General features: G+C 48.5%; 22 protein-coding genes. 10 read left to right on the forward strand and 12 right to left on the reverse strand.

Translation table 11 applies throughout. The features are described from left to right. Nucleotides 1-649: 649 nt before the first annotated feature. The 4 genes from HPY31_RS20045 to HPY31_RS20055 are packed head-to-tail and all read right to left on the reverse strand — an operon-like array spanning nucleotide 650 to nucleotide 4697. Nucleotides 650-934 carry a hypothetical protein gene (locus HPY31_RS20045; protein ID WP_253901884.1) on the reverse strand — a complete coding sequence of 95 codons (285 nt, stop codon included), beginning with the start codon at nucleotides 932-934 and terminating at the stop codon, nucleotides 650-652. Next, nucleotides 895-1056: a hypothetical protein gene (locus HPY31_RS28905; protein ID WP_253901885.1), complete on the reverse strand. Its 162-nt coding sequence runs from the start codon at nucleotides 1054-1056 to the stop codon at nucleotides 895-897. The genes HPY31_RS20045 and HPY31_RS28905 overlap by 40 nt, the downstream gene beginning before the upstream one ends. Next, entirely contained in the window at nucleotides 1049-2425 is a 1377-nt protein-coding gene (locus HPY31_RS20050; protein ID WP_172142169.1) for a ribonuclease H-like domain-containing protein, read from the reverse strand. The genes HPY31_RS28905 and HPY31_RS20050 overlap by 8 nt, the downstream gene beginning before the upstream one ends. Continuing rightward, the gene (locus HPY31_RS20055) at nucleotides 2415-4697 is read right to left on the reverse strand and encodes a DEAD/DEAH box helicase (protein ID WP_172142170.1); all 2283 of its coding nucleotides are present in this window, start codon (nucleotides 4695-4697) and stop codon (nucleotides 2415-2417) included. The genes HPY31_RS20050 and HPY31_RS20055 overlap by 11 nt, the downstream gene beginning before the upstream one ends. A 113-nt stretch (nucleotides 4698-4810) precedes the next feature. Here HPY31_RS20055 and HPY31_RS20060 point away from each other — a divergent pair, with 113 nt between their 5' ends. Genes HPY31_RS20060 through HPY31_RS20070 form a run of 3 tightly spaced genes read left to right on the forward strand, consistent with a single transcriptional unit; the run spans nucleotide 4811 to nucleotide 8572 of the window. Next, a complete protein-coding gene (locus HPY31_RS20060) occupies nucleotides 4811-5917 on the forward strand; it encodes a GerAB/ArcD/ProY family transporter (RefSeq protein ID WP_172142171.1) in 1107 nt (368 codons plus the stop codon). Beyond that, the gene (locus tag HPY31_RS20065; RefSeq protein WP_172142172.1) at nucleotides 5895-7415 is read left to right on the forward strand and encodes a spore germination protein; all 1521 of its coding nucleotides are present in this window, start codon (nucleotides 5895-5897) and stop codon (nucleotides 7413-7415) included. Before HPY31_RS20060 ends, HPY31_RS20065 begins: the two co-directional genes overlap by 23 nt. A gap of 8 nt (nucleotides 7416-7423) precedes the next feature. Then, nucleotides 7424-8572: a Ger(x)C family spore germination protein gene (locus HPY31_RS20070; RefSeq protein ID WP_172142173.1), complete on the forward strand. Its 1149-nt coding sequence runs from the start codon at nucleotides 7424-7426 to the stop codon at nucleotides 8570-8572. A gap of 80 nt (nucleotides 8573-8652) precedes the next feature. On the opposite strand, the gene HPY31_RS20075 is transcribed toward HPY31_RS20070, so the two are convergent. Next, nucleotides 8653-9240, reverse strand: coding sequence for a TetR/AcrR family transcriptional regulator (locus HPY31_RS20075; RefSeq protein ID WP_172142174.1), 588 nt, complete (start codon nucleotides 9238-9240; stop codon nucleotides 8653-8655). Between the two features lie 157 nt (nucleotides 9241-9397). Between HPY31_RS20075 and HPY31_RS20080 the strand changes: the two genes are divergently transcribed. Then, nucleotides 9398-9961, forward strand: coding sequence for a hypothetical protein (locus tag HPY31_RS20080; protein WP_172142175.1), 564 nt, complete (start codon nucleotides 9398-9400; stop codon nucleotides 9959-9961). 69 nt (nucleotides 9962-10030) lie between these two features. Here HPY31_RS20080 and HPY31_RS20085 read toward each other — a convergent pair whose 3' ends face one another. Continuing rightward, a complete protein-coding gene (locus tag HPY31_RS20085; RefSeq protein WP_172142176.1) occupies nucleotides 10031-10792 on the reverse strand; it encodes a DUF4241 domain-containing protein in 762 nt (253 codons plus the stop codon). A gap of 153 nt (nucleotides 10793-10945) precedes the next feature. Between HPY31_RS20085 and HPY31_RS20090 the strand changes: the two genes are divergently transcribed. Continuing rightward, nucleotides 10946-12124 (forward strand): oxalate decarboxylase family bicupin, encoded by a 1179-nt coding sequence (locus HPY31_RS20090; protein WP_172142177.1) that lies wholly within the window; start codon nucleotides 10946-10948, stop codon nucleotides 12122-12124. Between the two features lie 42 nt (nucleotides 12125-12166). Here the strand turns inward: HPY31_RS20090 and HPY31_RS20095 are convergent, their stop codons facing one another. The 5 genes from HPY31_RS20095 to HPY31_RS20115 all read right to left on the reverse strand — a co-directional run bounded on the left by HPY31_RS20095 (nucleotide 12167) and on the right by HPY31_RS20115 (nucleotide 18610). Further along, a complete protein-coding gene (locus HPY31_RS20095) occupies nucleotides 12167-13396 on the reverse strand; it encodes an MFS transporter (protein ID WP_172142178.1) in 1230 nt (409 codons plus the stop codon). A gap of 65 nt (nucleotides 13397-13461) precedes the next feature. After that, complete coding sequence (locus HPY31_RS20100) at nucleotides 13462-14061, reverse strand: TetR/AcrR family transcriptional regulator (protein ID WP_172142179.1); 600 nt, start codon at nucleotides 14059-14061, stop codon at nucleotides 13462-13464. A 350-nt stretch (nucleotides 14062-14411) separates the two neighbouring features. After that, a complete protein-coding gene (locus tag HPY31_RS20105) occupies nucleotides 14412-15653 on the reverse strand; it encodes a chromate transporter (protein ID WP_172142180.1) in 1242 nt (413 codons plus the stop codon). An 89-nt stretch (nucleotides 15654-15742) separates the two neighbouring features. After that, a complete protein-coding gene (locus tag HPY31_RS20110; protein WP_172142181.1) occupies nucleotides 15743-17542 on the reverse strand; it encodes a vWA domain-containing protein in 1800 nt (599 codons plus the stop codon). A 3-nt stretch (nucleotides 17543-17545) separates the two neighbouring features. Then, entirely contained in the window at nucleotides 17546-18610 is a 1065-nt protein-coding gene (locus HPY31_RS20115) for an AAA family ATPase (RefSeq protein ID WP_172142182.1), read from the reverse strand. Nucleotides 18611-18729: 119 nt separating this feature from the next. Here HPY31_RS20115 and HPY31_RS29310 point away from each other — a divergent pair, with 119 nt between their 5' ends. Both HPY31_RS29310 and HPY31_RS20120 read left to right on the forward strand, forming a co-directional pair. After that, nucleotides 18730-19023, forward strand: a complete 294-nt coding sequence (locus tag HPY31_RS29310) for an alpha-helical endospore appendage domain-containing protein (RefSeq protein ID WP_483297067.1) — start codon at nucleotides 18730-18732, stop codon at nucleotides 19021-19023. Further along, complete coding sequence (locus HPY31_RS20120; protein WP_483297068.1) at nucleotides 18914-20443, forward strand: vWA domain-containing protein; 1530 nt, start codon at nucleotides 18914-18916, stop codon at nucleotides 20441-20443. The genes HPY31_RS29310 and HPY31_RS20120 overlap by 110 nt, the downstream gene beginning before the upstream one ends. Before the next feature lie 9 nt (nucleotides 20444-20452). Here the strand turns inward: HPY31_RS20120 and HPY31_RS20125 are convergent, their stop codons facing one another. Then, entirely contained in the window at nucleotides 20453-21064 is a 612-nt protein-coding gene (locus HPY31_RS20125) for a DedA family protein (RefSeq protein WP_064202110.1), read from the reverse strand. 134 nt (nucleotides 21065-21198) lie between these two features. On the opposite strand from HPY31_RS20125, the gene HPY31_RS20130 reads away from it, so the two are divergent. From HPY31_RS20130 to HPY31_RS20140, 3 genes are all read left to right on the forward strand, one after another. Next, nucleotides 21199-22047, forward strand: coding sequence for an AraC family transcriptional regulator (locus HPY31_RS20130; RefSeq protein WP_253901886.1), 849 nt, complete (start codon nucleotides 21199-21201; stop codon nucleotides 22045-22047). 80 nt (nucleotides 22048-22127) lie between these two features. Then, on the forward strand, nucleotides 22128-23612 hold the full coding sequence (locus HPY31_RS20135; protein WP_172142185.1) for an amidase: 1485 nt from the start codon (nucleotides 22128-22130) through the stop codon (nucleotides 23610-23612). A 94-nt stretch (nucleotides 23613-23706) separates the two neighbouring features. Then, on the forward strand, nucleotides 23707-25128 hold the full coding sequence (locus HPY31_RS20140; protein WP_172142186.1) for a DUF1254 domain-containing protein: 1422 nt from the start codon (nucleotides 23707-23709) through the stop codon (nucleotides 25126-25128). The last annotated feature ends 14 nt before the right edge of the window (nucleotides 25129-25142 follow it).

The following is a 25142-nucleotide window of genomic DNA, read 5'->3' on the forward strand; positions in this document are numbered from 1 at the left end:
CACTAGCACTTCAAAAGCGCTAGATTCACAATATACCATGCATCATCATTTTGAGTCAACAGGTATTTTTTTAGGTGTTTCATTTTGTTCCGCTCTTTTTGAAAGGCGGATTTCTAATATAACATGATCTATTTAGTTCATCAAATGTAATAAATGGAAACAAGAGCACGTGTGGAGGATTAGGAAAAATAAATAATCATAACAGATATTCGCAACTATCCATTGCATTGTGTGACTTCGTTAATAGACGTACTTGGACCCTAGCCCCCAATAGTCGTAATCATATTCTTTTGGGTGCTTGATCAGGTGCTTAGAACGTTCGACCCAGTTTTTCAGTTGTTCTGATTTAGCAGTTTTGGTTACATGATCTACTAACTCATAATAAACTCACTATGTCTTCCGTTATTCCTGACCGAACGATATCCCCAGTAAAAACGTAGAGACTACTAAGAAAAAAAGAAGTGTGCGTGCATTTTTCATCGTCAATAAACGCACAAATCATCGGTATGTTCTCAAAACTCGCTACTGCCAACTCCCAATCTTGCTCAGGGATCTTTTCATTACTGTATGCCCATGCTCTAATTTCCTCTGGACTTGGGTTCCAAGCATGTTGTAGGTCTTTGAAAATCATTTTTCATCCTCTCTTGTTTCACCAGGGAGCTGTTTTTAATTTCAGCATGATTTGTTCTTGATGCTCTCCCCGTTCGTCTGTCCATTTTAGATTCATTTTCAAATCTGAGAAATAGTATTCGAGCTGTTCTTTCGGCGTATCTTTTCCAGGAAAATCGGGTGAGGGGGGATTCGGGAACTTCTGAAAAAGCAGTAGCTGCCGCTTTTGATTGAGGTTGCTAGCTCTACTCCCGTTGACTAAATCGGCTTCGGCAAACAGCTTCGTTACTTGATTCCCCCTTTTCTTTCCATGACCACGATCCAATTATCACTCTCCCCCGTAAACGTATGCACCCAGTCATCATTAGCGGAGCAACCACCCAGAAGTAGAAACACCATCAGAAGCAAGCAATGTGCCTCATCCCAATCCCCCAGATGGTTACTCATCCGCCCAATCTAAAAATCCGGACAACAAGCTCTCTTCTTCCGCTTCGTTTCCGCGAAGCTTCCCCTCCAACCGATCGATTCGCTTTTGATACGCCTCTGCGTCGGCCTTGGATCTGTTTCGCAACAGACTCCCGCGCTTCTTCCACTGCTCATACGCTTGCTTCGTATAAAGTAAAGCCTTCTCCCAATCCTTCAACTGGTGTTCGTACAGCTTGGCAGCCTCAATATACACCTCTTCCGGGATATATCCGGTGGACTGAATGCACGACTCCCAAACGGTTAGGGCTTGGTGCCAATCCTTTTGCTTTTTGTACAAATGACCGATGGCGAGCTTGGCCCGGTTACTCCACGCATGCTCACTGTCTGCGACGAGGCGATAGCCTGCCATAGCGGCTTCCTGATCTCCAATCGCGTCGTACCATCTGGCAATTTCGTAGCTTTCCTCGAAGGATACCGTTGCACTCCCTTGCCCTACCAATAGCCGTGTCATGTGAATGTACATCGTGATCAGAGACAGGACGTCCGTCTCGTTATGCCGTAGCACGCCTTCGATGACATCAGGATCTTGGGCATGCAAAAAGTCGAAATACCGCACCGGTGCCAAATAACCGGGCAAATCATCCTCGCGAAATACATCCAGCTTTTCCTGCTCGATGATTCCCAATCGGCACGATTCCAGCTCCGCCTTCCACAGTCTCCTCGCCCCATGCAAAAGGTCAAAATGACCAAAGGTAGGCAAAGCAGGTACTTGATCGCGTACCAGTGTATGCCTCGTCCGCACCTGTGGCCAGTCAAAGGACTTCCCGTTAAAAGTCACCAGATGCGAAGACTTCTGAGCTTGCTCCAAAAACGATTGGTACAAGGTCACCTCTGCATGCGGACCCGGGAGAAAATGCTGGCGCACCACAACGTGCTCCCCCTCGAAACGACTGTACCCCAAAAGAAAAATCGCATTGCCTGCCCCACCTGACAGCCCTGTCGTCTCCGTATCGAAAAACAGCAAGTCTTCTGGCTTCCTGCCCGAAGCGGACAGCGGATGCTCTCGACCAGCCGCTTCCCACATACGGATCGCCTCATGCAGCTCGGAAAAGGTGTAAAGACCATGCTGCTGATCGATCGGATAGCGAACCTCGCGAATCATGACGTACTCATCATCCCAGATGTAGGGCGATGCCTGCATCTCCTTCCACTTGTCGGCAAAAGGTATCTGTAGCTGGGCGTTGCTATCCGCTGGTACAGCCGCTCTCGGCTCTTCCTCCGGCTTTTCCTTGCGAATCGGCGTTTCCGGTTCGACTGCTGGCGCTACCGCTTTGTCCGTTTCCAACGAAAGATGTCCCTTCATCCGTTGCAGCTTGGATTTAAGAGACATAAGTACTTCCCCCTTGCGCGATTCGCAGCAAGGTCATAGCTAGCCCCTTGCTGCCATCATCTGTCGCTCCCACACAAGATGGACAGCCTGACTCACACGGGCAAGAGACAATCATCCGCTCTGCCTGCGTCAAAATCGTCTCCATTTCCTTATACACTTGCTCGCTCAAGCCGATGCCTCCTGGATAACGGTCGTACAGAAAAATCGTCGGCTCCTGTGAATGAACAGCCTTTCGTTGCGGTATCACGTGCAGGTCCATCGGGTCGCACATGACAAACAGCGGGGCTACATGCTGCAACACATGCGCCAAACCGACCAAGCCACGCTCCACATCCTCAGTCCCGATCTCACCCAGCAACGCTTCAGAAAAGCCGATCCACGCCGCATTTGTATGCAGTTCCTCTTCCGGCAAATGAATCGGTCCCGAGCCGATGTTTTCATGCGTCTCGAACTTGATTTTCTTAAAGATCGTCGCCATCGCATTCACAGCCACTTCGCCATAAGCCAACGTGCTCTGCGCATGTCGACGGGACTGATCTTGCTCCAAAACCTTCAACGAAACAGCCAGATTGGCGTCCGTGTAATAATCGACCTGCACTTCCCGGACATACGCCTTCTTTTCCTCGTAGTCCAGCTTTTCCACCTGGAATTGCGTTCCCTGATGCAGGTAAATGGCCTCGTCATGCAAAAGCGTCATGGAGCTGAAACGGTCCATTTCCCCGATGACGCGCTCATTTCCCCGTTCACTGATGTCGATGATCACGACATTTTCCTGCGAAGCTGACCGCAGACTGATGTTATGAGCCGGGAATGAATCGTTCATCCAGAACCATTTGCCCCGCGAGTAATGAAGCACCTGCTCCTCGGTCAAAAACTCTAGAATTTCCATGATTTCCGCACGTCCGAAAGTATCTCCCTCACGAAACGGCAGCTCGTATGCTGCACATTTGAGATGGTCCACCAAAATAATCAGGTTATCAGGATTGATCCGGGCTGTTTCCGGACTGCGGTCGAAAAAGTACTCCGGATTAGCAATCACATACTGATCCAATGGCGTAGAGCTGCCGACCATAACGACGACGGATTCCCCCTGCCGTCTTCCCGCCCGTCCTGCCTGCTGCCATGTACTTGCGACCGAGCCTGGATAGCCAGTAATGACACATGCCTGAAGCTGTCCGATGTCTACCCCAAGCTCCAGGGCATTGGTGCTGACCACGCCCATAATGTCGCCATTGCGCAAACCGCGTTCGATCTCTCTGCGCTGGCTCGGCAAATAGCCGCCACGATACCCTTGGATCGTTTTTGGCCCGAGCTTGCGGCGAATCAGCTCCTGCAAATACGTGAGCAAAATCTCTACACGTACACGGCTTCTCGCAAACAGAATCGTCTGAATGCCATTGGTCAAAAACTGCTCAGTAATGTCTCGCGCCTCCAATGTGGCACTGCGTCTAATATTGAGCTGCTTGTTGACCACAGGCGGATTGTAGAAAAGGAAATGCTTGATGCCAGACGGAGCACCATTGTTGTTGACCAGCTCCACCTCTTCTTCTGTCAGGGCTTCCGCCAATTGCTTCGGGTTGGCGATGGTCGCCGATGTGCAAATAAATTGCGGGTGGCTCCCATAAAAAGCGCAAATGCGCTTCAACCGCCGAATGACATTGGCGACATGGCTGCCAAAAACGCCGCGATATGTATGCAGCTCGTCAATGACGATGTATTTGAGATGCTCGAAAAAGGACACCCACTTGGTGTGATGAGGCAAAATGGCGGAGTGCAGCATGTCTGGGTTGGTGATGACGATATTTCCTGCCTTGCGTACCATCTGCCGGATATTTGCAGGTGTATCACCATCATACGTTTCGGATTTGATAGAGAGTCCCATTTCCGTAATCAGCTCGTGCAGCTCGGACTTTTGATCCTGCGCCAAAGCCTTGGTGGGGAACAAGTAAAGGGCCCGTGCTTGCGTGTCTTCCGATAACGTCTGAAGGATCGGCAAATGATAGCACATGCTTTTACCAGAGGCTGTGGGCGTAACCGCAACGATGTGTTTACCTGCGCGCACATGGCGAAAAGACGTTTCTTGATGCGTGTATAAGGAGGGAATGCCTCTATTCGTTAGGGCATCTCGAATTCGTCCGTCCAGCTCATTTGGAAATGGAACGGACTTTGCTTCACGAGCAGGAATGACCCTCCAATGCGCAATGTTATCCCGAAATCTTTCGTCTGTTTTTATGTGATCCAATATGGCTGCGATATTTTTTTTCACATTCATTTTCGTCACCTTCTTGCTACCATTTTACGAATGGACGTTCGGCATGTAAACATGGAATAAAGATCCACTTAGAACAGATACTACTACCAATCCAAGTACGTAGAGGTATGTTCATGAAAGATGCTACTTTAACCTTTTTTCAGGTAGTCTGCATGCTAATGCTCACCATTGGCTTAATGAACCATGTAATTGTCATCCCGATTTTGATGGATGCCGCAAAACGGGATGCCTGGATTTCCGTTATTTTGGCTGGTGTCTTTTTTATCGTATGGGTCTGTCTTCTTTATTCGGCTTTTACCAAAACCCGTCAGCAAAATGTCTTTCTCTTGCTGAAAAAAGCGTATCATCCCGCTATTTCCAATATATTGGCGGCCATTGCCAGTGTCTATTTATTCATGATGTGTGCAATTACGATGAGAGATACGGTTACCTGGATTCATGTCGCGTTTTCCCCGAAAATGCCCACTTTTTTTATCGCCCTTCTGTTGGCGTGTATTTGCTTGACCAATGCATACTTGGGCATACGCTCCATCGCAAACACAGCGGTCCTGTTCCTGCCGCTTGTCATCTTTCTTGGATTCTTCGTCATGTCTGCCAACTACACGCATAAAAGCTATATATTGCTGAAACCATTTCTGGAATACGGCATGCTCCCTGTATGGAAAGGCGTGGTCTTTGTCGGGGCGGGATTGATTGAACTGATCATCCTTCTGTTCATGCAGCAGCATATCCGGTCCAAGTATTCGCTACTATCCCTTTTGATCTTTGCAGTCATTTTAATTGGCCTAACCTTTGGACCAGTTACGGGGGCCATTGCCGAATTTGGCCCTGCGCAATCGGAGAAGCTGAGATATCCGGCTTACGAGGAGTGGCGCTTGGTTAATATTGGGCGATATATTGAGCACATGGATTTTTTAAGTATTTACCAGTGGTTCTCAGGTGCTTTTATTCGTATGTCTCTGACGCTATTTCTCATCGTCGATATTCTTCGATTGGATAGCAACGCGAAAAGAATGATGGTCCTTATCCTGCTCGCTTCCCTTCTGGTTGCCATTGCCATTCTCCCCTTCAGCGATAACGTGTTTTTAGACATGTTAACCGCTCATATCCTTCCAATTATGTTTTATACGATGGTCGTCTACTCATTCGTCATTATCGTGCTCGTAAACTGTACCAGTCGAAGGAGGGGAATGATTCATGAGGAGAAAAAAGGGGATTGATGTATTTGTCCCAAACGACCATCCACCATCCATTCCAGATGACCAGCCTTTAACCGAGGACTATTTTCGCCAATTGTTTGCTTTATGTGCGGATGTCATTATTGATACGATTAGCCTCCCTTATCAAGGAAATGGGGAGGGTTCATCTATCGTGACCATTATTTATTCTGAGGGTTTGTGTGATATCAAGCAAATCAATCAATATGTAGTACCGAAATTGTCCAAAACACATCAAACGACTCCCATGATGAGTTCTTTGGACATGCAGCAATACAGTGAGCTATTTTTGAAAGAGGTCACCGATGATCGAAACCATGACCATATTGTCAAAAAAGTATTCGAAGGGGAACTGCTCCTCTTCTTTCATTCGTTAAACAAGCTGTATTGGATGGAACTCTCCGACCCGCCGCAACGTGCCCCCGAAGAATCAAATACAGAAGTCTCAGTGAAAGGACCGCGAGATGGCTTTACCGAAGAACCGCACATCAGTATCGGGCTGATCAGGAAGAGACTCAAAACCAATCGGCTCGCCGTAGAAGAGTATAGATTGGGAGATGAGACGCACACCAAGGTCAATTTACTGTTTCTCAAAAATCGGATCAATCCGGATACCTTAGAAGAAATTCGCACAAAGCTTTCCAATTTGGAAGTACAGGCGCTTGTGAGCAACACGCAGTTGGAAGATATATTGACAGGCACCCGCATCCCCTTGTTTCCTCTGTTTGAGTATACAGGCCGACCCGATTTTGCTGTGAACGCCTTGTTGCACGGAAAATTCGTCATCTTTGTGGAAGGGTCTCCTTCCGCCACGATTGCTCCTGTTACGCTGACCTATCTATTCAATACGCCGGAAGATGTCTACTCGTATTTTTGGTACAGCGCGTTTACCCGGCTCATGAGATTGTTCGGATTCGTATTAGCCTTGTTTCTGCCTGGCTTCTGGATCGCCTTGATCACTTATCATCAAGACCAGCTCCCGTACACGTTGGTAGCCACACTTGTATTATCCCGACAAGGAGTCCCTATCCCTGTCCCTATTGAAGCAATCGTGATGCTCTTATTGTTTGAGTTATTTCGGGAAGCGGGCATGCGCCTTCCCATGGCTTTTGGCCAAACCTTGTCCGTCGTCGGCGGGCTGATCATCGGACAAGCCGCCATCAGTGCAGGCTTAACCGCTCCAGGGATTCTGGTGATTGTAGCCATGTCCGTACTCTCTACGTTTTCGCTGGTCAATCAAGACCTCGTCGGCACGGTTAGCTTGCTTCGACTCCTTATCTTGATCGTTTCTGGCATGGCCGGATTGTTTGGCTTTTTCATCATGGTTGGGATCATCGTACTGTACCTGACCAACTTGCGATCCTTTGGGGTTTACTACCTGGAACCAATCTCTCCTCCTGTTTTTCAGGATCTGTGGAAAGTCGTCTTTCGAATCCCATGGGGAAAATGGGGAAACGTCCCCAAAATGCTGCAAAAAACCAGATCAAACAAGGAGAATTAACAATCGCTATGCATAAACTACGATGTTTTTTCACAATTGTATTGATCTCTTCCCTGTTAAGCGGATGCTGGGGCGCCAGGGAAATCGAGCACATGATCTACGTCAATTCCATCGGGATCGACTATGTAAAAGGGAAATTTGTGTTTTACGCGCAAATTATCAGTTTCAATAACATTGCCAAACAAGAAGCGGGCGGACAACGCAATCCGCAAACGATTTCCGTCGGCAAGGGAGAAGGAAGAACGTTGGATGATGCCATCTTCAATCTGTATCGGACTGCCCAGCAGCGTCTGTCCTGGAGTCATATCAAGGCCATTGTTTTTTCCGAGGATGCCTTGAAGCAAGATGTGATTAATCAATTATTGGATGTGATCGACCGCTATTACGAATTTCGTTACACCGTATGGACGTTTGCAACGCGAGAGCCGATTGAAGACTTATTTAACGCCAAGCCGATTCTCAACATCTCCATTCTTTATTCCCAATTAAATGACCCGGAGGATGTTTACCGACAAAGCTCTGTGATAGCCCCCTTGTTCCTCTATAAATTTATTTGGAAGTGGAAAGAAAGTGGACAAACCGTGCAATTGCCTATATTGAGTACCAACAAAGTACAGTGGACCGAAAACAAAAAAAAGCATCCTACCCTGATCATGAGTGGCGTCTGCTTTTTGCAAAACAAGAAACGAAAACTCTGCCTGCAGCGCTCGGAAATCATGGGCCTGCGCTGGTTGGATAAAAATTCACGCCGTCCTGGCATTACCGTTTTCCATAATGGAGAGCCCATCACCACACTCGTCATGGAAAAGATCAAGCCTGAGATCATCCCGCAAGTGGAAGACGACAAGGTGACGTTTCATCTCAAGGTGAGTACAAAGGCCAACATGCCCCAATTGGTGAAAGCCGTTCCAGAGAAGGACTTGAGGGAATGGGCGGAAAAAAGCATCGCTGAGGAGATTATGCAAACGTACCAGCTGGGACAAAAAACGCAGACGGATGTGCTTCAATTATCGGACGCTCTCTATCGCCAAGACCCCAAAGCATGGCACAAGCTAACGAAAAACGGGGAGCTGCCCCTACGTCCCGATACGATTTCACGTATAGATGTAAAGCTGCAGCTGTTCGGTGGAAATTTGTCCAAGATTCGGGAGCATTAAAACGAACCGGGACCAGTCTAATATGACTGATCCCGGTTTTTTAGTTTGGTTGGATTCGCTGTATGTTTGGGAAAAGTCCTTTAATGAAACAAGGATGCAAGATGATGCTCCAACACTTTCGTAATCCGCTCCCCATCGACACGCTGTGGTTCGAGATAGGCATGCAGCGCCAGACCGTCGATGACGGCATAGAGCTTCTCTGCTTCCATCTCTTTGTCTAGCTCTTTGCGTAATAGATTCATTTCATCAGCGGAGTCTAACAGCTTGCGGACGCCGGCATAGATCCCGTCGTGCTGTGCATCAAAGCCTTCTTTCTTGTGTCGGAAGTACACCGTAAAAGCAAACCACACTTCCATTTCAACCATCTTTTCTTGATTCGTAGGAAGAAGCTCCAGAAAAATTTTCGTGACCCTCTCTTTTGGTTCCCATTCTTCATTGGCGGCGATTTCAGCAATCCGAGCTGTCGCCCTCTCTTTTACGAGCTGCATAGCATACATCAGCAGTTCATCCTGTGTTGCGAAGTAATGTCGCAGAGCACCTAATGAAAGTCCTGCTTCTTTTGCAATGCCCCTTACCGTCGCCCCCTCCATTCCTTGCTCGACAATGACACGCCACGTTGCTTCTGCTATTTGTTCTCTTCTTTTCTCATGATCGATTATTTTTGGCATAGCTGTATTTTAACAAGCTTTGCAAAGGGCAAGCAACCCTTAACAATACAGTTGTATTATTTAAGAAGCGGTGGTAAAATTCTTTTTGCTAGCACGGATGTATGATAAAAAAACTCCTCATGCAGGAGAAGAAACTTCCGAAAAGGGGACTTGTATAGTGAATTTTGTTGCATGGATGATTGTCGCATGCGAAATCGCATTTTGGGTGGTCATTGTACTTGGCCTTTTCACAAGGTATGTGCTCAAACAAAAAAAGGCCGGGCTTTTTCTTCTCGCCCTGACACCTGTTGTTGATGTGGTTTTGCTCGTCGTCACGAGCGTGGATTTGTATCGCGGAGCTACCGCAACGATTCCGCATGCGCTTGCTGCTGTTTATATCGGGGTATCGCTTGCGTTTGGGAAAAGCATGATTCAATGGGCGGATGAAAAATTTCAGCAATACGTCACGAAGCAAGGTACGCCTAAACCCAAGCTATACGGCATGGAGTATGCCAAGTATTACGCCAAAAGCTGGTTTAGACATCTCTTCTCCTATGTAATTGGGGCGGCTCTCTTAGCGGGGACCATCTACTTTATCGATGATGCAGAACGAACTGCCTCTTTATGGCAAATTCTCCGGCTATGGACTGTTGTTCTGGGGGTTGATCTGTTGTTTACAGCCAGCTATTTTCTTTTTCCAAAGAAAGATAAGCAAGGCACCGTTTCCAAAAAGGATTGGTGAGAGGCTTTCCTGCCCAAACAATGCCCATGAGTGATTCATGTTACAAGAATCTCTCATGGGCTCCTTTATTTATGCATGATCCTCGTCTTCACTGTCATCCTCATCAAATGCAAGCTCAATACAAATAAATTGAATTACCAGCTGGCATATTTGACCGTTTTCATCTATCCCAAAATAGACAGGATAGGCTCCGTCTCCAAATCCCGTTTGAATCATCGGAATCGATAAATCGGTGCCTGGTATCCTCCAATTGATATAATCTCCAGCGTTTCTCTGATATTTTGGTTGGTCTTTGTAACTTTGTGCAAAAACATCTGCAAAATATCCATCGTAAATATTGCCGTCTGGATTCTCCTTTTTCCAGCTATCATAAAAATCAAGATAAGCATCTCTCGTTTTGACATCTACCACAGTAGCAAGGCCTGCATCTACATTAAAGCCAAAATATTCACCTTCCTCTAGATTTTCGAGATTCTCGTCTCCGATGAGGGCTTCCGTAAATTTTTGGGGAGTTTTATCTGTGAACTCCACTTTAGCAGCTGCATAGCGATAATGATCTTCTTCAACTGTTACCACACAAACGGTTACTGGGAAGGTTCCTGTAGGGACTTTCCGAAAATACGGGGCACTATTTCTCTCCAGATACGCGAGCGGATCGCGAACGATGATGTCTCCAGTGGGGATCGTAATATCCCCCAAAGAAAGCAGGTTGATTGATTTCCCACTGATCTCCGCGGATGTGAAATAGGCGTGTAAATCAACTTGGGGCTCTAACATCTGTTTTTTTTGCTCATATCGTGCTAACCATTGCTCGTTTGGAAGCTTATTCATCTTTATTCCCATCCTACTATTGTCAATTTGTCAATCACTCCTAAAATTATACAGAATCACCCATAGAAACAATAGAACAGCTTGGATGCATAACGGGCAAGCCGTTGCATAGTCATGGTTAGTGGATGAAGTACGACAAGGAGGTTGCCCCGAATGAATCCGCCAGACAAAGGGAATCAAATTCCTCAACCGATGAGGAGAGACGGGACCGGCTGGGTCGATCTCGGCCCACGGAATGTCATGCGTGATCGGCAAAATCCGAATATGCTCGTGCCTCCCGTCACAGATGCAGGCTTGCTGCCCAATCTGAAATTTTCCTTTTCAGATGCCTTCATGACGTTAAATCATGGTGGTTGGTCCCGGGAAGTCACCATTCGCGAGTTGCCAATCGCCACTACACTTGCGGGTGTAAACATGAGCCTGACGCCGGGCGGTGTGCGGGAGCTGCACTGGCATCAGCAGGCGGAATGGGCCTACATGCTGCTCGGTCGTGCACGAATTACGTCCGTTGACCAACGCGGACGTAATTTTATCGCAGATATCGGCAAAGGCGATCTGTGGTATTTCCCTCCCGGCATCCCCCACTCGATTCAGGGACTTGAGGAAGGCTGCGAGTTTTTGCTCGTTTTCGACGATGGGCATTTTTCCGATCTGAATACGCTATCGATCTCCGATTGGTTTGCTCATACGCCAACAGATGTGCTTTCCGCGAATTTTGGTGTGCCTGAATCAGCCTTTGCCGACATTCCTAGCGAGCAAGTATACATTTATCAAGACGAGGTTCCCGGTTCCATCGAGGCAGATGAAGTAGAATCCCCATACGGAACCGTCCCCCTTCCCTTTACCCACCGCCTACTTGCGCAACGCCCACTGATCACACCTGGCGGCAGTGTGCGCATCGTCGATTCACGCAATTTTCCGATCTCCAAAGCAATCGCGGCAGCACTCGTAGAGCTACGTCCCGGTGCCATGAGAGAGCTGCATTGGCATCCCAATAACGACGAGTGGCAATATTACATTTCAGGCCAAGCACGCATGACCGTTTTTACCGGAAATGGCAACGCGCGAACCTTTGACTACCAAGCAGGTGATGTCGGTTACGTTCCTTTTGCGACGGGGCATTATATCCAAAATACCGGGACGGAAACAGTGTGGTTTTTGGAAATGTTCAAGAGCGACCGCTTTGTCGATGTGTCGCTGAATCAATGGATGGCACTCACCCCGCATGATCTTGTCGCTTCCAACCTGCGTGTAGGTCCTGAATTGCTGGATGCCTTGCGCAAGGATAAATGGCCAGTAGTCAAATATCCCGGATATGGCTATGTCCGGTGAATACAAGAAGACCAGCCCCAATGGACTGGTCTCCGTGTTCCCTCATCCATGAATGGATGCTTGACTGGAAGCCGTTTTGGCATCCTTCAGGTTGCGGTTTTTCACTCCTAATGATAAGACAAAACAGATAAGCAAAATCAGACACGCTAGCCCGTATGGATAGTTGATATCGATATCGAATAAAAAGCCAGCTACGATAGGACCTGCAATATTGCCAAGACTGGTAAAGGCTGAGTTAAGCCCAGCAACATACCCCTGTTGATCCTTTGCAAGCATCGACATTTGGGTACTGATGGCCGGTCGCAAAATATCGATCGCCAGAAATACGATAAAGGTAACAGCAAAAATCATCCAAAATCCGTGAACAAAAAGCGTCAGGATAATAAACAATCCAGCAAAGAGCAGGCAGATCGAAATGACCCTTTTCTCGCCAAAGCGATTCATGATCCAGCTAAAGGCAGTAAGCTGAACTACTGCGCCTGCTATTGACCCGAATGTAATGATAAACGCGATATCTTTCGGCTCAAATCCAAACTTGTGGTCGACAAACAAGGAAAAGACCGTTTCGAAATTAGCCAGTCCGAAAGACATGACAAACACAATGATCAAACTGAAAAAATAAGGCTCTCGATAGGAGTACATTAATTGGGAGAGAAGACTGCTAGGTTGTTTCTCACTTGAAGAAGCGTCAGCTAATGATTCTTCCGTAGGTTTCGATTCTTTGAGGATCAACAACGTGATGCACGCAGCAATCAATCCCGCAATTCCTGCCGAAAAAAAAGGTACGCGAATACCAAATTCCGCAATGTATCCTCCAATCCCTGGACCAATAATAAAACCGGTAGTAATGGCTGCCGTAATATATCCCATACCGGCCGCTCGTTCTTCATTCGTTGTAATATCTGCTGAGTACGCCATTACAGCCGGCATAATCAGTGCGGCACTAATCCCGCCTAACAACCTAGAAACAAACAGCAGGATTGGAGAATTCGCTACTCCAAACATCACTTCTGAAATTGCAAATACGACCAAGCCGATCACAATGATCTTTTTTCTTCCGAACGAATCGGCCCATCGCCCGGCAATGGGGGAAAAAAGAAGCTGCGTCAGCGAAAAGGCTGCAACTAACAGACCGATAGTCCCCCCGGTAATTCCCAAGCTCTCCATGTACTTTGGCATAATCGGTATAACAAGCCCGATCCCCGTAAAGACAAGGAAAATATTGAACATCAGAATCAATAAGGCTCCCTGATTTTTTAATAATAAAACCATTTCCTCTCCCTCCAATCCATTACCTAAACACTGAATATCCATTCTAGATAATCGTGTAAAAAAAGCTAGCGGGACGGTTTGGCAATTCCAAATAAAAACACATCCATCGCTAACCGAAAAGTTGCCAGCGCTTCCTCTCGTTCCATTCGGCGCGAGTGTTGATTTAAACCAAACATCAGACTGTCCAAGATAATGGCGACTCCGGTTACATTCGTCATTTCAAATTCGCCGTTATCGATCCCCTTCTGGAGCAACTGTTGATTAAAGTCAATATAGCCTTGGATCATTTCGTTGATACGTTCCTCCACATCAGAAGGCTTCTCCGACATGTCGAAAAATTCATCAGCAGCCTTGGTCAGCGGGTGGTTCATAAAATCGGTCGCAAAATGTTCAGCCATTCCATACAATTTATCGATCGAGGTCGTATAGAGCTGTTCCTTGGCCAGCCATTGCTCTTCCCATTCGCGGTTCCAAGCTTCAATCAGGTGTAAAAACAGCCTTTCCTTGCTCTTGAAATGATAATAAATGTTGCCGCCGCTGTATCCAGTAGCTTTCACGATATCTTCTATTGATGTGGCCTTGTAGCCTTTTTGCATAAATAAAATTCTGGACGCGTCCGCTATCTTCTTCTTTGTCTGCTCTGTTTGCTGCTTCTTTTTATTCAACGGTTCTTCACCAACTTCCCATCCTATAATACTGAACTTTCATTCAGTATTATAAGCATTACATACATAGTTGGCAAACCTTCTTGGTTTGAGTCAACATAGTGGAGGAGAAGAAAAAGCACAGGTCTCTTCGACTCTGACACGCCAGCTGGGGGATTGACTGGCCGTCTCCACTTCCAAAAGGGGACCGTCGAGCCAAAGCCACCCTACGGGCGGAAGTTTCTCAAGGATGAAGTGTTCGACGAGCGTGGTCCTCTTTTGGAAGTTCCGACTGGGGAGGCGTTGTCAAGGTCTACGAGCTCTGTGCTTTTTCTTCTCACCAGCTGTATTGGTTCGTGAGACCTGTCAGTCTAAGAAAGCAATAGACCGTATAAAGCCCCCGAAACCACAACGAGCCATGGCGGCAGCTTCCAGTGCTCCAGCATGATAAACAAAATAGCCGCTACGATAAAATCCATCGGAGCAAGAATGGTACTCGTCCAAATCGGATCGTACAAGGCTGCGAGTAAAATACCGACGACTGCTGCATTCACCCCTACCAGCATTCCTTGGATTTTGGAATTTCTCCTTAAGGAATTCCAAAACGGCAATGCGCCGATGACGAGTAAAAAGGCCGGTAGAAAAATGGCTATAGTAGCCACTATCGCACCGATTCCACCTGCGATCAATGCTCCCAAATAAGCGGCAAATGTAAACAATGGCCCCGGTACTGCTTGTGTAGCCCCGTAGCCTGTCAGAAACGCTTCTTGCGTTACCCAGCCTGTCGGGATCACTTCCCTCTCTAGCAAAGGCAATACGACATGACCTCCGCCAAAAACAAGTGAGCCCGCGCGGTAAAAGCTCTCAAACAGCGCTAGCAAGGAAAAGCCTGTACTCTCTCGGAGGATAGGCAGCACAAGCAAAAGTCCGAAGAAAACGATCCAGCACGCAATGGCTAGTGCACGACTGATCGGCACACGAAGTTCAGGGAAATCCGAAACTTTTGGCTGCCGGAAGAAAAGCAATCCTGCTATTCCCGCTAGAATCATGACTGTGACCTGACTCCATGCAGAATGCCATAACAACGTGATGGCAGTAGCGGTGATCGCAATCGTTACCCGTGTTCGATCCGGGGCCAGCTTTTGTCCCATCCCCCATACGGCATGAGCGACAATCGCGACAGCTACTAATTTTAGACCGTGAATCCAAGAAGCACTGCCACTGTCCACTCCCTGTAACGTGAACGCAAATATCAGGAGCGCCAAGACCGACGGCAGAGTGAAGCTGAGCCACGCTGCAACCCCTCCCCACAATCCGGCTCGCATAATGCCAATTCCGATCCCCACCTGACTGCTTGCGGGGCCAGGGAGGAACTGACAAAGCGCAACCAAGTCAGCGTAGCTTTGCTCATCCATCCATTTTCTACGTCGAATGTATTCGTTGTGAAAATAACCGAGATGCGCGATGGGACCGCCGAATGAGGTCACACCCAGCTTGGCAGAAACGAGCAGAACTTCCATCACAGACTTCCAACTACTTTTTTGGTGCCCTACTTCTTCCCGAAGATTATTCTTCACTTCGCTGTACACCTCTTTTGCTTTCCGCTTCATCATACAAGCTATTTTATCGCTTTTCCTACCCTTTCCTTGTAAAAAGATCGTGAAGAAGGCTCCGCATCAATACGGAGCCTTCTTCAACACTGCTATTCCATCCGAAAAACCGGTCCTCGCGCCACGAACGGCAGGTTACTCCCCTTCGGCAGCATGATGGCATGACTACGAGTTACTTTGATCCGATCACATTCCCCATCGGTAATGATCAAAATCGGTCCGTCCTTTGGAAAATCGGTTGCTCTCTCCAGCATGTCAATGCCCGGCTGCAGAATCGTTCCTCCACGTCCTTTTACTTTGACGCGACCTGCAATGTCCTCGGGAGAAAGATAGCCTGCATCATACGCCTGTGCATCACAAAAGACCACGCGCGCATACGGAACATCTCGCGCTTCACTGTAACTCGCGATCGCCCCCAATGCTTTGCCGAGCAGCTTGGTATCCATCGAGCCGGATGTATCGATCACGACGCCAAACGTGCGTGCCAGCCGATCCGTTTCCCGAAAGCTCCAGGCAGGACGGGCAATGTCGGGTGTTGAGGATTGTCTGCGGCTTGCCCTTGCATACGTGCGACTCTTTTCCAACGGCGGAAAATGCTCGTCGAACCAGCGGGCAAGTTGAACATCCCACGGGATCGGCGGTTGCCCCAAGGCGCGAATCTCTTCTACCAAACCCGCAGGCAAAAGTCCTCGTCCCCGCTCCTGGTGGTAGATCAAGCCTTGCGACATCGCACTACGATAAAAGTCATCCAGCGTCGTTCCTGGGCCCTTTTCCCAAAAACGTGGATCGTTGCCATCCAGAATATCGCCCATGCCGATTCCTCGTAAAGTGTAAAGCTTGCGGTACGTACGCATGTCCGTCACGATTCGATCATAGATGGCCTCTGCCGAAAGTCCCTTCAAGTCTGGGTCGTACAGTCCGCCAATTTGCGGAAAACGTCCGACACCGAGCTCCATCAGCCATTCATTGATCACGTAATCGCAGCTGACATTCCAGTAATACGGGTCGCGGCCTTGGCAACGCTCATGGTGGCGAAGCCCTGCGTGCAAGAGCTCGTGTGCCATCACGAATTTGCATTCCTCTTCATCCAAGCCCGCCGCAGGATTGATGAAGATTTCGTTGGCTGTTACATCTATGGCTGCCACCGAGATTTGCAGCCGCTGACAGATCTGTGAATCCTCGATAATCGTGAAATGACTCGCTAAGGAAGCCAGCAATGGATAATGATTGATGAACCAGCGTTTGGCCTTTTGTGCCTCGGACAGCTGGTTCTCTTCATTCCCGAGAGCATCGGAATAGCCGCCCGCTACGCTGACAGCACTTTGCACTGCTTGTGCCAGCCCGATCCCCAAGAGACGCTCCCACTTCACATCACGGTTGTAGGTGTACCGAGCATATTTATCCGCGAGAAGCATATCTGCCTGTTTTTCCCCGCCCGTTCCAAACAGCTTCAAATGCTCCGGCACCCCATGCTCCACGAACCAGTCATACAGCTCTTCTTCGCTCTTTCCCGATTTATCCAGCTCAAAGGCCATTTCAGCAGGAGGCTTCCCCAGCTTCATGTCTCTTAAAAAACGCGTAATATAACAATCGCAAGCGATGTTCCACAAAATCGGCTGCTCTTTTTCCACAAAATGTCCGAAGCCTAAATGCAAAAGCGCATGTGCGAGAACATAAATCCATTCCCCGACTTCCCCTCTGCGCTTCGGATGCGCGTACAAGCTGCCCTCCCGGGTTACAACTACCCAACCGTTATCCGGACAAATACTTCGCTCGGAACGAATAAAGTGCGCTCGCGATGACAGCGGACCAAACATCGGGTGATGACTCAAAAAATGGACGGCCTGTTCATAGTTTTGTGTCGCCGGGTCGTTTTGAACTCCTCTGGCCATTGGCTATTTGCCCTTCCTGTCCATGGCCAATCGCGGTAAATCACGAATGACCTCCACAACGAACCAGTCTGGCAGTCCGTCGCCATCATCGTGCCGCGCCACTACCATCTGCGCCATTTCCAGTGAGATGGAGGAGAGCTCCTTCAAGAGAGCTTTCGCTCGGTGTGCAAACCGTTTATGCTGTTCCCCCACGGAGACTTTATCCGCTGGCAGTTCTTTTTTGATCTGCGAACGGAAAGAATCCGCCAGAAAATACAGTACATCTCGATCCTCTGGAGCCGTCGGAAAAGAAGCCTCTCCCTCCAAAATACGATTGAGCTGGTATTTCCCTTGAATGTTCTTGTGAAAAGCCCGAAATTGAGCCGCATGCTGGGGCGTCAAGCATCCGTAGGCCAGTACCCCCACCATCTCTGTCGTCAAGTTCTCACCAAATTCGTTCAGGGCATCGGAAAGCATGTGCCAGGAACGCGGAGTAGAAAACGGTTCCTCGCTCTTCGGTGGCTGCGACCACAAATAGTCCGGGCGCACCTCCAAAAATTGCAGCACGTAGGAATGGATGCCGTTGCTGTACGCCCAATTCATCCATTGCTCATACGAAACTAGCAATTGGACATGGAACATCCGGTTGATCAGAGCAGACGACATCGGCTTGACAATCGCGCTATCCTGCGCGCGGTTTCCTGCTCCAATCACAATGGACCCTTCTGGCAGATGGTAATCCCCGATTCTCCTCTCATGAATGAGACTGTAAAACGCCTTTTGCACTTCTTGCGAGCATGCATTCAATTCGTCAAGAAACAAGCAGTACGGTTCTTCTCGCGCAATTTGTGCAGGTGGGCAAAATCTGCTTTTCCCATCTACGATCTGTGGGACACCGATAATATCCTCCGGTGCCAGCTGACTACCCAATAACGATACGCAAGGCAGGCCCACCTGCTCGGCAAACGCCTCGACGAGAGACGACTTGCCGATACCTGGTGCGCCCCAAATAAATACGGGACGAGCTACTGCAACGTTTAGCAGCACATCCATCAGTTGTTTTTGCGTTACTTGAATGGCTAGATTCATTTCATAACCTCTCTTGTTTGATTAATGTTTGCAGCAATCTACCTCTTTCCATGATTGATTTCCATTGAGTAGAGCGACCGTCACACCACAAATATTTCCTAATATTACAAGAAGATTGAATAAGGAGCAAGAAAGAAAGGAAAGCCGCAAACTTGCTACTCGCATCCATCGCATTGGAAGAGCTTGTGTTACGCCATATCATTAACGCAGAGGCGGGCAAGCCTACTTCTCCTCCTTATGTAACATTCCTTTTTTTACCACGTCACATAGGCAAAGGGGGAATCACAAAAGATGAGAAAAATCATGAAAGCCAGTGGCATCACCCTATTGGTCACATCCTTGATCGGATGCAGCTCGAGCGAGCAGTTCGTATCAAGAAGCGAAGGTGGAAACAAACCAGCAGCATCTGTTGAGCAAGGCCAAAACAATCAGGTAGCCTCCAGTCCAAGTCCTCCCAGCCAACTAGCTGATTACGCCCTGAAAAAATCGGGCGATCCTCTCCCCAATGACATGTACTTCAAAGATTACGGCACCAACCAATTTGTCTCTACGGCGAAGGACCGCCTGTCTACTTTTGCCGCAGATGTGGACACCGCCTCGTACACCATAATGCGCAATTTTATAAAAGACGGGAATCTCCCGCCAGCAGAAGCCGTTCGGGTGGAGGAATTCATCAACTTCTTCCCCACCTCGTATCCCGCGCCGACCAATCAGACATTTGCGATTCAGGCCGATAGTGGCCCCTCTCCGTTTCAAAAAAATCTTCACATAGTGCGAATCGGGATCAAAGGAAAGGAATTAAGCCCAAGAGAGCGGAAGCCCGCTAATCTCGTCTTTGTCATTGATGTATCTGGCTCGATGAATCAGGAAAACCGATTAGAGCTGGTGAAAAAAAGCTTACATGTTCTTGTCGATCAACTCCAACCTACAGATTCAGTAGGGATCGTCGTCTATGGATCAGAGGGACGCGTTCTTTTGCCCCCAACCTCTACCGAAGACAAACAGGCAATTTTATCAGCCATCAATGAACTGCAACCCGAAGGCTCCACCAATGCGGAACAAGGACTGATGCTCGGTTATGAAATGGCGGCCCGTTCCTTTAAGCCTACTGCCATTAACAGGGTGATTTTATGCTCCGATGGCGTGGCCAATGTAGGAGAAACAGGGGCTGAGGGCATTTTGCGTTCGATCGAGGACTATGCGCGAAAAGACATTTACTTAAGCTCCTTTGGCTTCGGCATGGGTAATTATAATGATGTCATGATGGAGCAATTAGCGAATAAAGGAGAAGGCAATTACGCCTACATCGATACGTTTTCCGAGGCACGCCGCATTTTTACGGAATCTTTGACAGGCACCCTCCAAACGATCGCTCGAGATGTAAAAATTCAGGTGGAATTCGACCCTAAGAAGGTAGACTCGTATCGCTTAATCGGTTATGAGAATCGCGATGTCCGCGACGAAGATTTTCGCAACGACAAGACAGATGCAGGCGAGATCGGCGCTGGCCATAGCGTGACCGCTCTTTATGAAGTGAAGCTAGCTTCCCCTGTCCATGCAGAGCTCGGGACGGTTCGCGTACGCTATCATCATGCCTCTTCCCAAAAAGTAGAGGAAATCTCTGAGCCCGTGAAGGTGCAAAATACTTTGTCTCCTGATGTGACGTTCCTTGCTGCTGTAGCAGAATACGGGGAAATATTGCGAGAGAGTCCGTATGCCGAAAGAAGCTCCCTTGCCGATGTACTCAAACTGGCGGAAGCCACAGCCACTGGAGAGGAACAGTTAGAATTTGTCCGCTTGGTAAAAGATAGCATGGCGATCAAAAGGAACTAATGCTTGTTCCTATGCTTTGGTGTCACGCCTGTATCTCATCCAAATATAGACCATCATGCCAATCGCCGAACCGATTAGCAAAAATGTGATGCCATAATGACGTATATAAACGACTACCTTGAGCCACTCTTTCTCAAGCGCCCGTCCCAACAGTAAAAAAGTGACACTCCAAAGGAATGCGCCGGCGTAAGCAAATAAAGCGAATCGTCGAAACCCCATCGTAGAGACTCCTGCCAAATAGGCGGTAATATGACGGACGCCGGGCAAAAAATAGCCAATGAGCAACAGGTATGGACCGTACTTGGCAAACAGCTTTTGGGTTGACTCTATTTTTTTCGGCGTAATATGCAAGTACGGTCCAACCTTCATAAGCAACGGCAGCCCCCACTTCCACGCGATGGTATAGCTGACCGTAATCCCTACTGCCGCTCCCAAAAAAGCGCTCAGTATTGTTAACGGCATGTGCAAAACACCGCGGGAAACCGCATAACCGGCGTACGTCATCAGTACCTCATCGGGTATGGGGAGCCCCACAACACCAAGTGTGAGCGAAAAAAAGATGCCGACATATCCATATTTCATCAAAAAAAGATCCAAATGCTGCTCCACGGCTACCTCCAATAATGTTGTCCTACTTCATTGTATTCTCTCCCTATTCTTTGGCATTCTGGCTTTTTTACAAAAAAATCAGGTCAGGGCATATGGTATCCTAAAAAAAATCCTTATTTCCTTTTTCAGGTGACGCTATGAACTATATGGAGCAAATAACATATGCCCTCTCTTTTATCGAAAAGCAGTTAACGGAAAAAGTCACACTCGATGAAGTGGCATCAGCCGCCGGATATTCCAAATACCATTTTCAACGCTTGTTTTTTCACGTGACAGGAGAAACGGTCGGTCAGTACATTTCGAAGAGGCGCTTGACGGAGGCTGCCAAAGCGCTGTCGCTCGAACAAAAGAGCGTGACAGAAGTCGCCTTTACCTATGGCTTTGATTCCCACGAAGCCTTTACTCGCGCCTTTACCAAACGCTTTGGCCTGCCTCCTTCTGCTCTTCGCCGATCTGGTAAGATGCCGCGATACATGATGTTGGAGCGCATGGAGTTGCCGTATTTAGAAAATATTCAGCGACAGTCCATTGAGCCCTTCTATGTCCCTACCTACGAAGCACTGAACCTGGCAGGCTGTTACTCCCCTAGTTTTTCGGTTCGTGATATTACCGGTTGCTGGGGTCGCTTAGGGCAACAAGTGGGGTGGCAGCCAACGCAAAAGCGTTATGGTGTCCTTCGCTACCCAGATACATTTGGGTTGGAGCTGAGCTTTACGTATTTCGCCAGTCTGCCCGCATCGGAGCATGCTGACATCGACGGACTGGAAATGCTCACATTGCCTGCATCAAGTTATCTTGTGTTCCCTCACAAAGGATCGGTGCAAAATCTCAAGCTGACGTATCAATACATATACGGAAGCTGGATGACACACGCATCCGCATCCGACCAGCTTTACGCCCGATACGATTTTGAATACTACGATCACCGCTTTCTCGGAAATGACCATCCGGATTCGCTTTGTTTCATTTATATACCCGTTCTAGCCCAAGAATAAGTCGGTAGCAGTTCGCATTTTCGATCAAGTTTTCCTCCTTTTCCTGTCGTACGCTGGATGTGTGAAAAGGAGTGAATCGAATGAATGAACTGACCTATTTGACAGCAACGGAGATGGGGACTTGGATTCGCGAGCGAAAAATAAGCGCCGAGGAAGCTACCCGGCATATTTTTAAACGAATCAACTCCCTCAATGGCAAAGTGAACGCCATCGTCGCCTATGATGAAAAGGCTGCGTTCGAAGCCGCCAAACAAGCAGATAAAGAAATAGGGGAAGGCATCTATCGCGGGCCTCTTCACGGGGTACCCATCACAATCAAAGATTCTTTTGCCACAGCAGGACTCGCCACTACTTCTGGTTTCCCACCTCTAAAAGGCTACATTCCGCAACACGACTCAGCAATCGTTAGCAGACTGAAGCAGGCCGGAGCCATCATCCTGGGCAAAACGAATGTCCCTCCTCTTCTGATGGACATGCAAACAGACAATGATATTTACGGTCGGACGAATAATCCATGGAATCTGGAGAGAACCACAGGCGGAAGCAGCGGAGGATCTGCAGCCGCAGTTGCTGCCGGGCTTTCCTATTTGGATATCGGCAGTGACATTGGCGGTTCGTTGCGTGTTCCGGCTCATTTCTGTGGCGTACTTAGCATGAAGCCAACAGAAGGAGCCGTTCCGTCAAGAGGACACATGCCCGGTTTTGAAGGAACCGCTGATTACACTTCCTCACGTCATCTTGCTTGCTATGGCCCCGTCGCTCGATCGATCGAGGATCTGGAAGTGGCCTTTTCCATCATTAGCGGCGGAAACGGCAACGCTGGCCTGCCTCATGGACCACAAGTGTTGCCGCCTCCCCTCAAGGAACAGCCCCTGCACATTCGCTGGATGGAGGAGCTGCCCGGCTACCCGACGAGTCGAGCTATCCGTAATCAGTTGCGTCGCTTTGTCAAAGTGCTGGAGCAACAAGGTATGCATGTAGAACAAGTAACGGCACCACCTTTGGATGTACGCAAAGCATGGGAAACATGGGGAAAAATGATCGACGCGGAGTTAAACTCTACGACACCCCCACTCATTCGCGGTTTGGCTCATCTCATGGCCATGCCGATTTATCGCCAGCTTCCCACGGCTACCATGCTCATCCCGCTGACATTCAAAAACTACATGCGTGTCTTAACCATTCGGGAGCAGCTCATTCGCAGCTTCGAGCAATTTATGGCAGACTGTGACTTGTTCTTGTGTCCGGTTAGCTGCACAACAGCTTTTCCACATATGGAAAAGTCGAAAATATGGGGCTACAAGCCGCTTTACACCAAACCGCTGTACGTAGACGAGAACCCGCAAAACTACTGGGCTGCTACGACTTTTTATACGAATCTGTTTAATGTAACCGGAAGTCCGGTCGTGACGATGCCGATTGGTTTTGATGAGCAAGGTCTCCCTATTGGCATACAGTGTGTGGGCAAGCGATGGCGTGATAGGGAATTGCTACAGAGAGCATCGACATTGTATGCGACCTGCCCAGAATGGCGAGCGCCTGCCATTTCTGTGGAGCCGCATTAAAAATAAAATATTCCAGTGCAATTTGCATAAAGCCCCTTTCTTATGAAGAAAACTACCAGTGCGAACCCCATTTCTGGTAATGAGGAGGGGCTTTATGCTTCCGTTATTAAAAAAGCGCCTGACACTGATCGTTTCTATGCTTTGCATGACGCTTCACCTGTCCGGCCTTTCCTTTGCAAAAACGACAACAAACGCTCCAGCTGTTCAACAGTCCCATCTCCTCCAATCGAAGACGTTTCTTCAATCACAAGAGAAGCTTGCCTATTCGCTTGGCATTCAAGCATACATTTACGGCTATCCGTTAGTGATGTCCGCCAAAACGATGGAAGCCATGGTCAAAAATCGGGCGCCGATCAACCAGTTTTACTATGCGGACACCCTCGCTTCCCCAGCTTATCGGGATATCGTGACGCCAAACTCCGATACATTGTATATGAGCGCATGGCTGGATTTGTCGGAGACACCCGTCCGTTTGACTGTCCCCGCCAATCCGCAAAACCGCTATTATACCGTGCAAATGCTGGATGCGTACACGAATACGTTTCGCAATGTCTCCAATCGTTCCACTAAACAGCAGGCCGGACAATATATCCTTGCAAGCCCACAATGGAAAGGTCCTACACCAGCCCATATCCCTGTGATCTATGCCCCTACGAATACCGTCTGGCTCATTGGTCGTGTCGAGGTAAAGGGTGAAGCTGATTTGCCGCAGGCAGTCTCGTTTGAAAAACAAATCGCGATTGCCCCTGTCCACCCAAAATTGCAGACGGCACATGTTCCCGAAGCACTTCCCCCCGATGTGTTGTCGTCCCTTTCTTTTTTCCAAGTGATGACGAAATGGATCCAGAGCAATCCTCCCCCCGAATGTGATCGTGTCTTGCTCGATCAGTTCGCACAAGTCGGGATCGATCTCCAAAAAGGATTTGATCCATCCGCACTCGGTCCAGCCAAACTTGCGGGCCTACAGCGAGCTTTACAGGATGCTCCGTCCATCGTGCAAAATGGCTTTCCCGGCTACGCCACCTTCCGTAATGGCTGGGGCTCCTTTTCCCCCATCGGCACGTATGGAAACCAGTTTCTCGCTCGTTCCTTTATCGCCTATTCCGGCATTGGGGCCAATGTGCCGAGCGAGGAAGCTTATTATCGCGCATTGACAGATGGCTCGGGAAAACCACTTACGGGAGCCAAAAGCTACACGTTGCATTTTACAAAGGAACAGCTTCCCAAGACGTCTGCTTTCTGGTCGATCAACGTCTATGACAACCAGTTGTTTTTAGCCAAAACAGCAGCTGATCGCGCATCGGTTCGCAGCAATACAGGAACGCTTGCGTACAATCCCGATGGCTCCCTCGATCTGTATTTGCAACAGCAACCGCCCAAAGGCAAGGAAGGAAACTGGCTCCCGCTCCCTGAAGGCGAGTTCAATCTCGTTTTGCGGGTATTCGCACCAGAGCCTGCAACGCTGGACAAACAGCACGCTTGGCCCGCTGTGATAGAAAGCAACCCATTACCGTAACACAAACGCAAAAA

It is taken from the genome of Brevibacillus sp. HB1.3, assembly GCF_013186635.1.
GTDB classification, from domain to species: domain Bacteria; phylum Bacillota; class Bacilli; order Brevibacillales; family Brevibacillaceae; genus Brevibacillus; species Brevibacillus brevis_D.

What these genes read in the sequence shown, in the direction of transcription:
- HPY31_RS28905 (WP_253901885.1), bottom strand. Translation starts at nt 1,056, where the DNA reads ATGAGTAACCATCTGGGGGATTGGGATGAGGCACATTGCTTGCTTCTG.
- HPY31_RS20050 (WP_172142169.1), bottom strand. Translation starts at nt 2,425, where the DNA reads ATGTCTCTTAAATCCAAGCTGCAACGGATGAAGGGACATCTTTCGTTG.
- HPY31_RS20055 (WP_172142170.1), bottom strand. Translation starts at nt 4,697, where the DNA reads ATGAATGTGAAAAAAAATATCGCAGCCATATTGGATCACATAAAAACA.
- HPY31_RS20060 (WP_172142171.1), top strand. Translation starts at nt 4,811, where the DNA reads ATGAAAGATGCTACTTTAACCTTTTTTCAGGTAGTCTGCATGCTAATG.
- HPY31_RS20065 (WP_172142172.1), top strand. Translation starts at nt 5,895, where the DNA reads ATGAGGAGAAAAAAGGGGATTGATGTATTTGTCCCAAACGACCATCCA.
- HPY31_RS20070 (WP_172142173.1), top strand. Translation starts at nt 7,424, where the DNA reads ATGCATAAACTACGATGTTTTTTCACAATTGTATTGATCTCTTCCCTG.
- HPY31_RS20075 (WP_172142174.1), bottom strand. Translation starts at nt 9,240, where the DNA reads ATGCCAAAAATAATCGATCATGAGAAAAGAAGAGAACAAATAGCAGAA.
- HPY31_RS20085 (WP_172142176.1), bottom strand. Translation starts at nt 10,792, where the DNA reads ATGAATAAGCTTCCAAACGAGCAATGGTTAGCACGATATGAGCAAAAA.
- HPY31_RS20090 (WP_172142177.1), top strand. Translation starts at nt 10,946, where the DNA reads ATGAATCCGCCAGACAAAGGGAATCAAATTCCTCAACCGATGAGGAGA.
- HPY31_RS20095 (WP_172142178.1), bottom strand. Translation starts at nt 13,396, where the DNA reads ATGGTTTTATTATTAAAAAATCAGGGAGCCTTATTGATTCTGATGTTC.
- HPY31_RS20105 (WP_172142180.1), bottom strand. Translation starts at nt 15,653, where the DNA reads ATGATGAAGCGGAAAGCAAAAGAGGTGTACAGCGAAGTGAAGAATAAT.
- HPY31_RS20110 (WP_172142181.1), bottom strand. Translation starts at nt 17,542, where the DNA reads ATGGCCAGAGGAGTTCAAAACGACCCGGCGACACAAAACTATGAACAG.
- HPY31_RS20115 (WP_172142182.1), bottom strand. Translation starts at nt 18,610, where the DNA reads ATGAATCTAGCCATTCAAGTAACGCAAAAACAACTGATGGATGTGCTG.
- HPY31_RS20120 (WP_483297068.1), top strand. Translation starts at nt 18,914, where the DNA reads ATGAAAGCCAGTGGCATCACCCTATTGGTCACATCCTTGATCGGATGC.
- HPY31_RS20130 (WP_253901886.1), top strand. Translation starts at nt 21,199, where the DNA reads ATGGAGCAAATAACATATGCCCTCTCTTTTATCGAAAAGCAGTTAACG.
- HPY31_RS20135 (WP_172142185.1), top strand. Translation starts at nt 22,128, where the DNA reads ATGAATGAACTGACCTATTTGACAGCAACGGAGATGGGGACTTGGATT.
- HPY31_RS20140 (WP_172142186.1), top strand. Translation starts at nt 23,707, where the DNA reads ATGCTTCCGTTATTAAAAAAGCGCCTGACACTGATCGTTTCTATGCTT.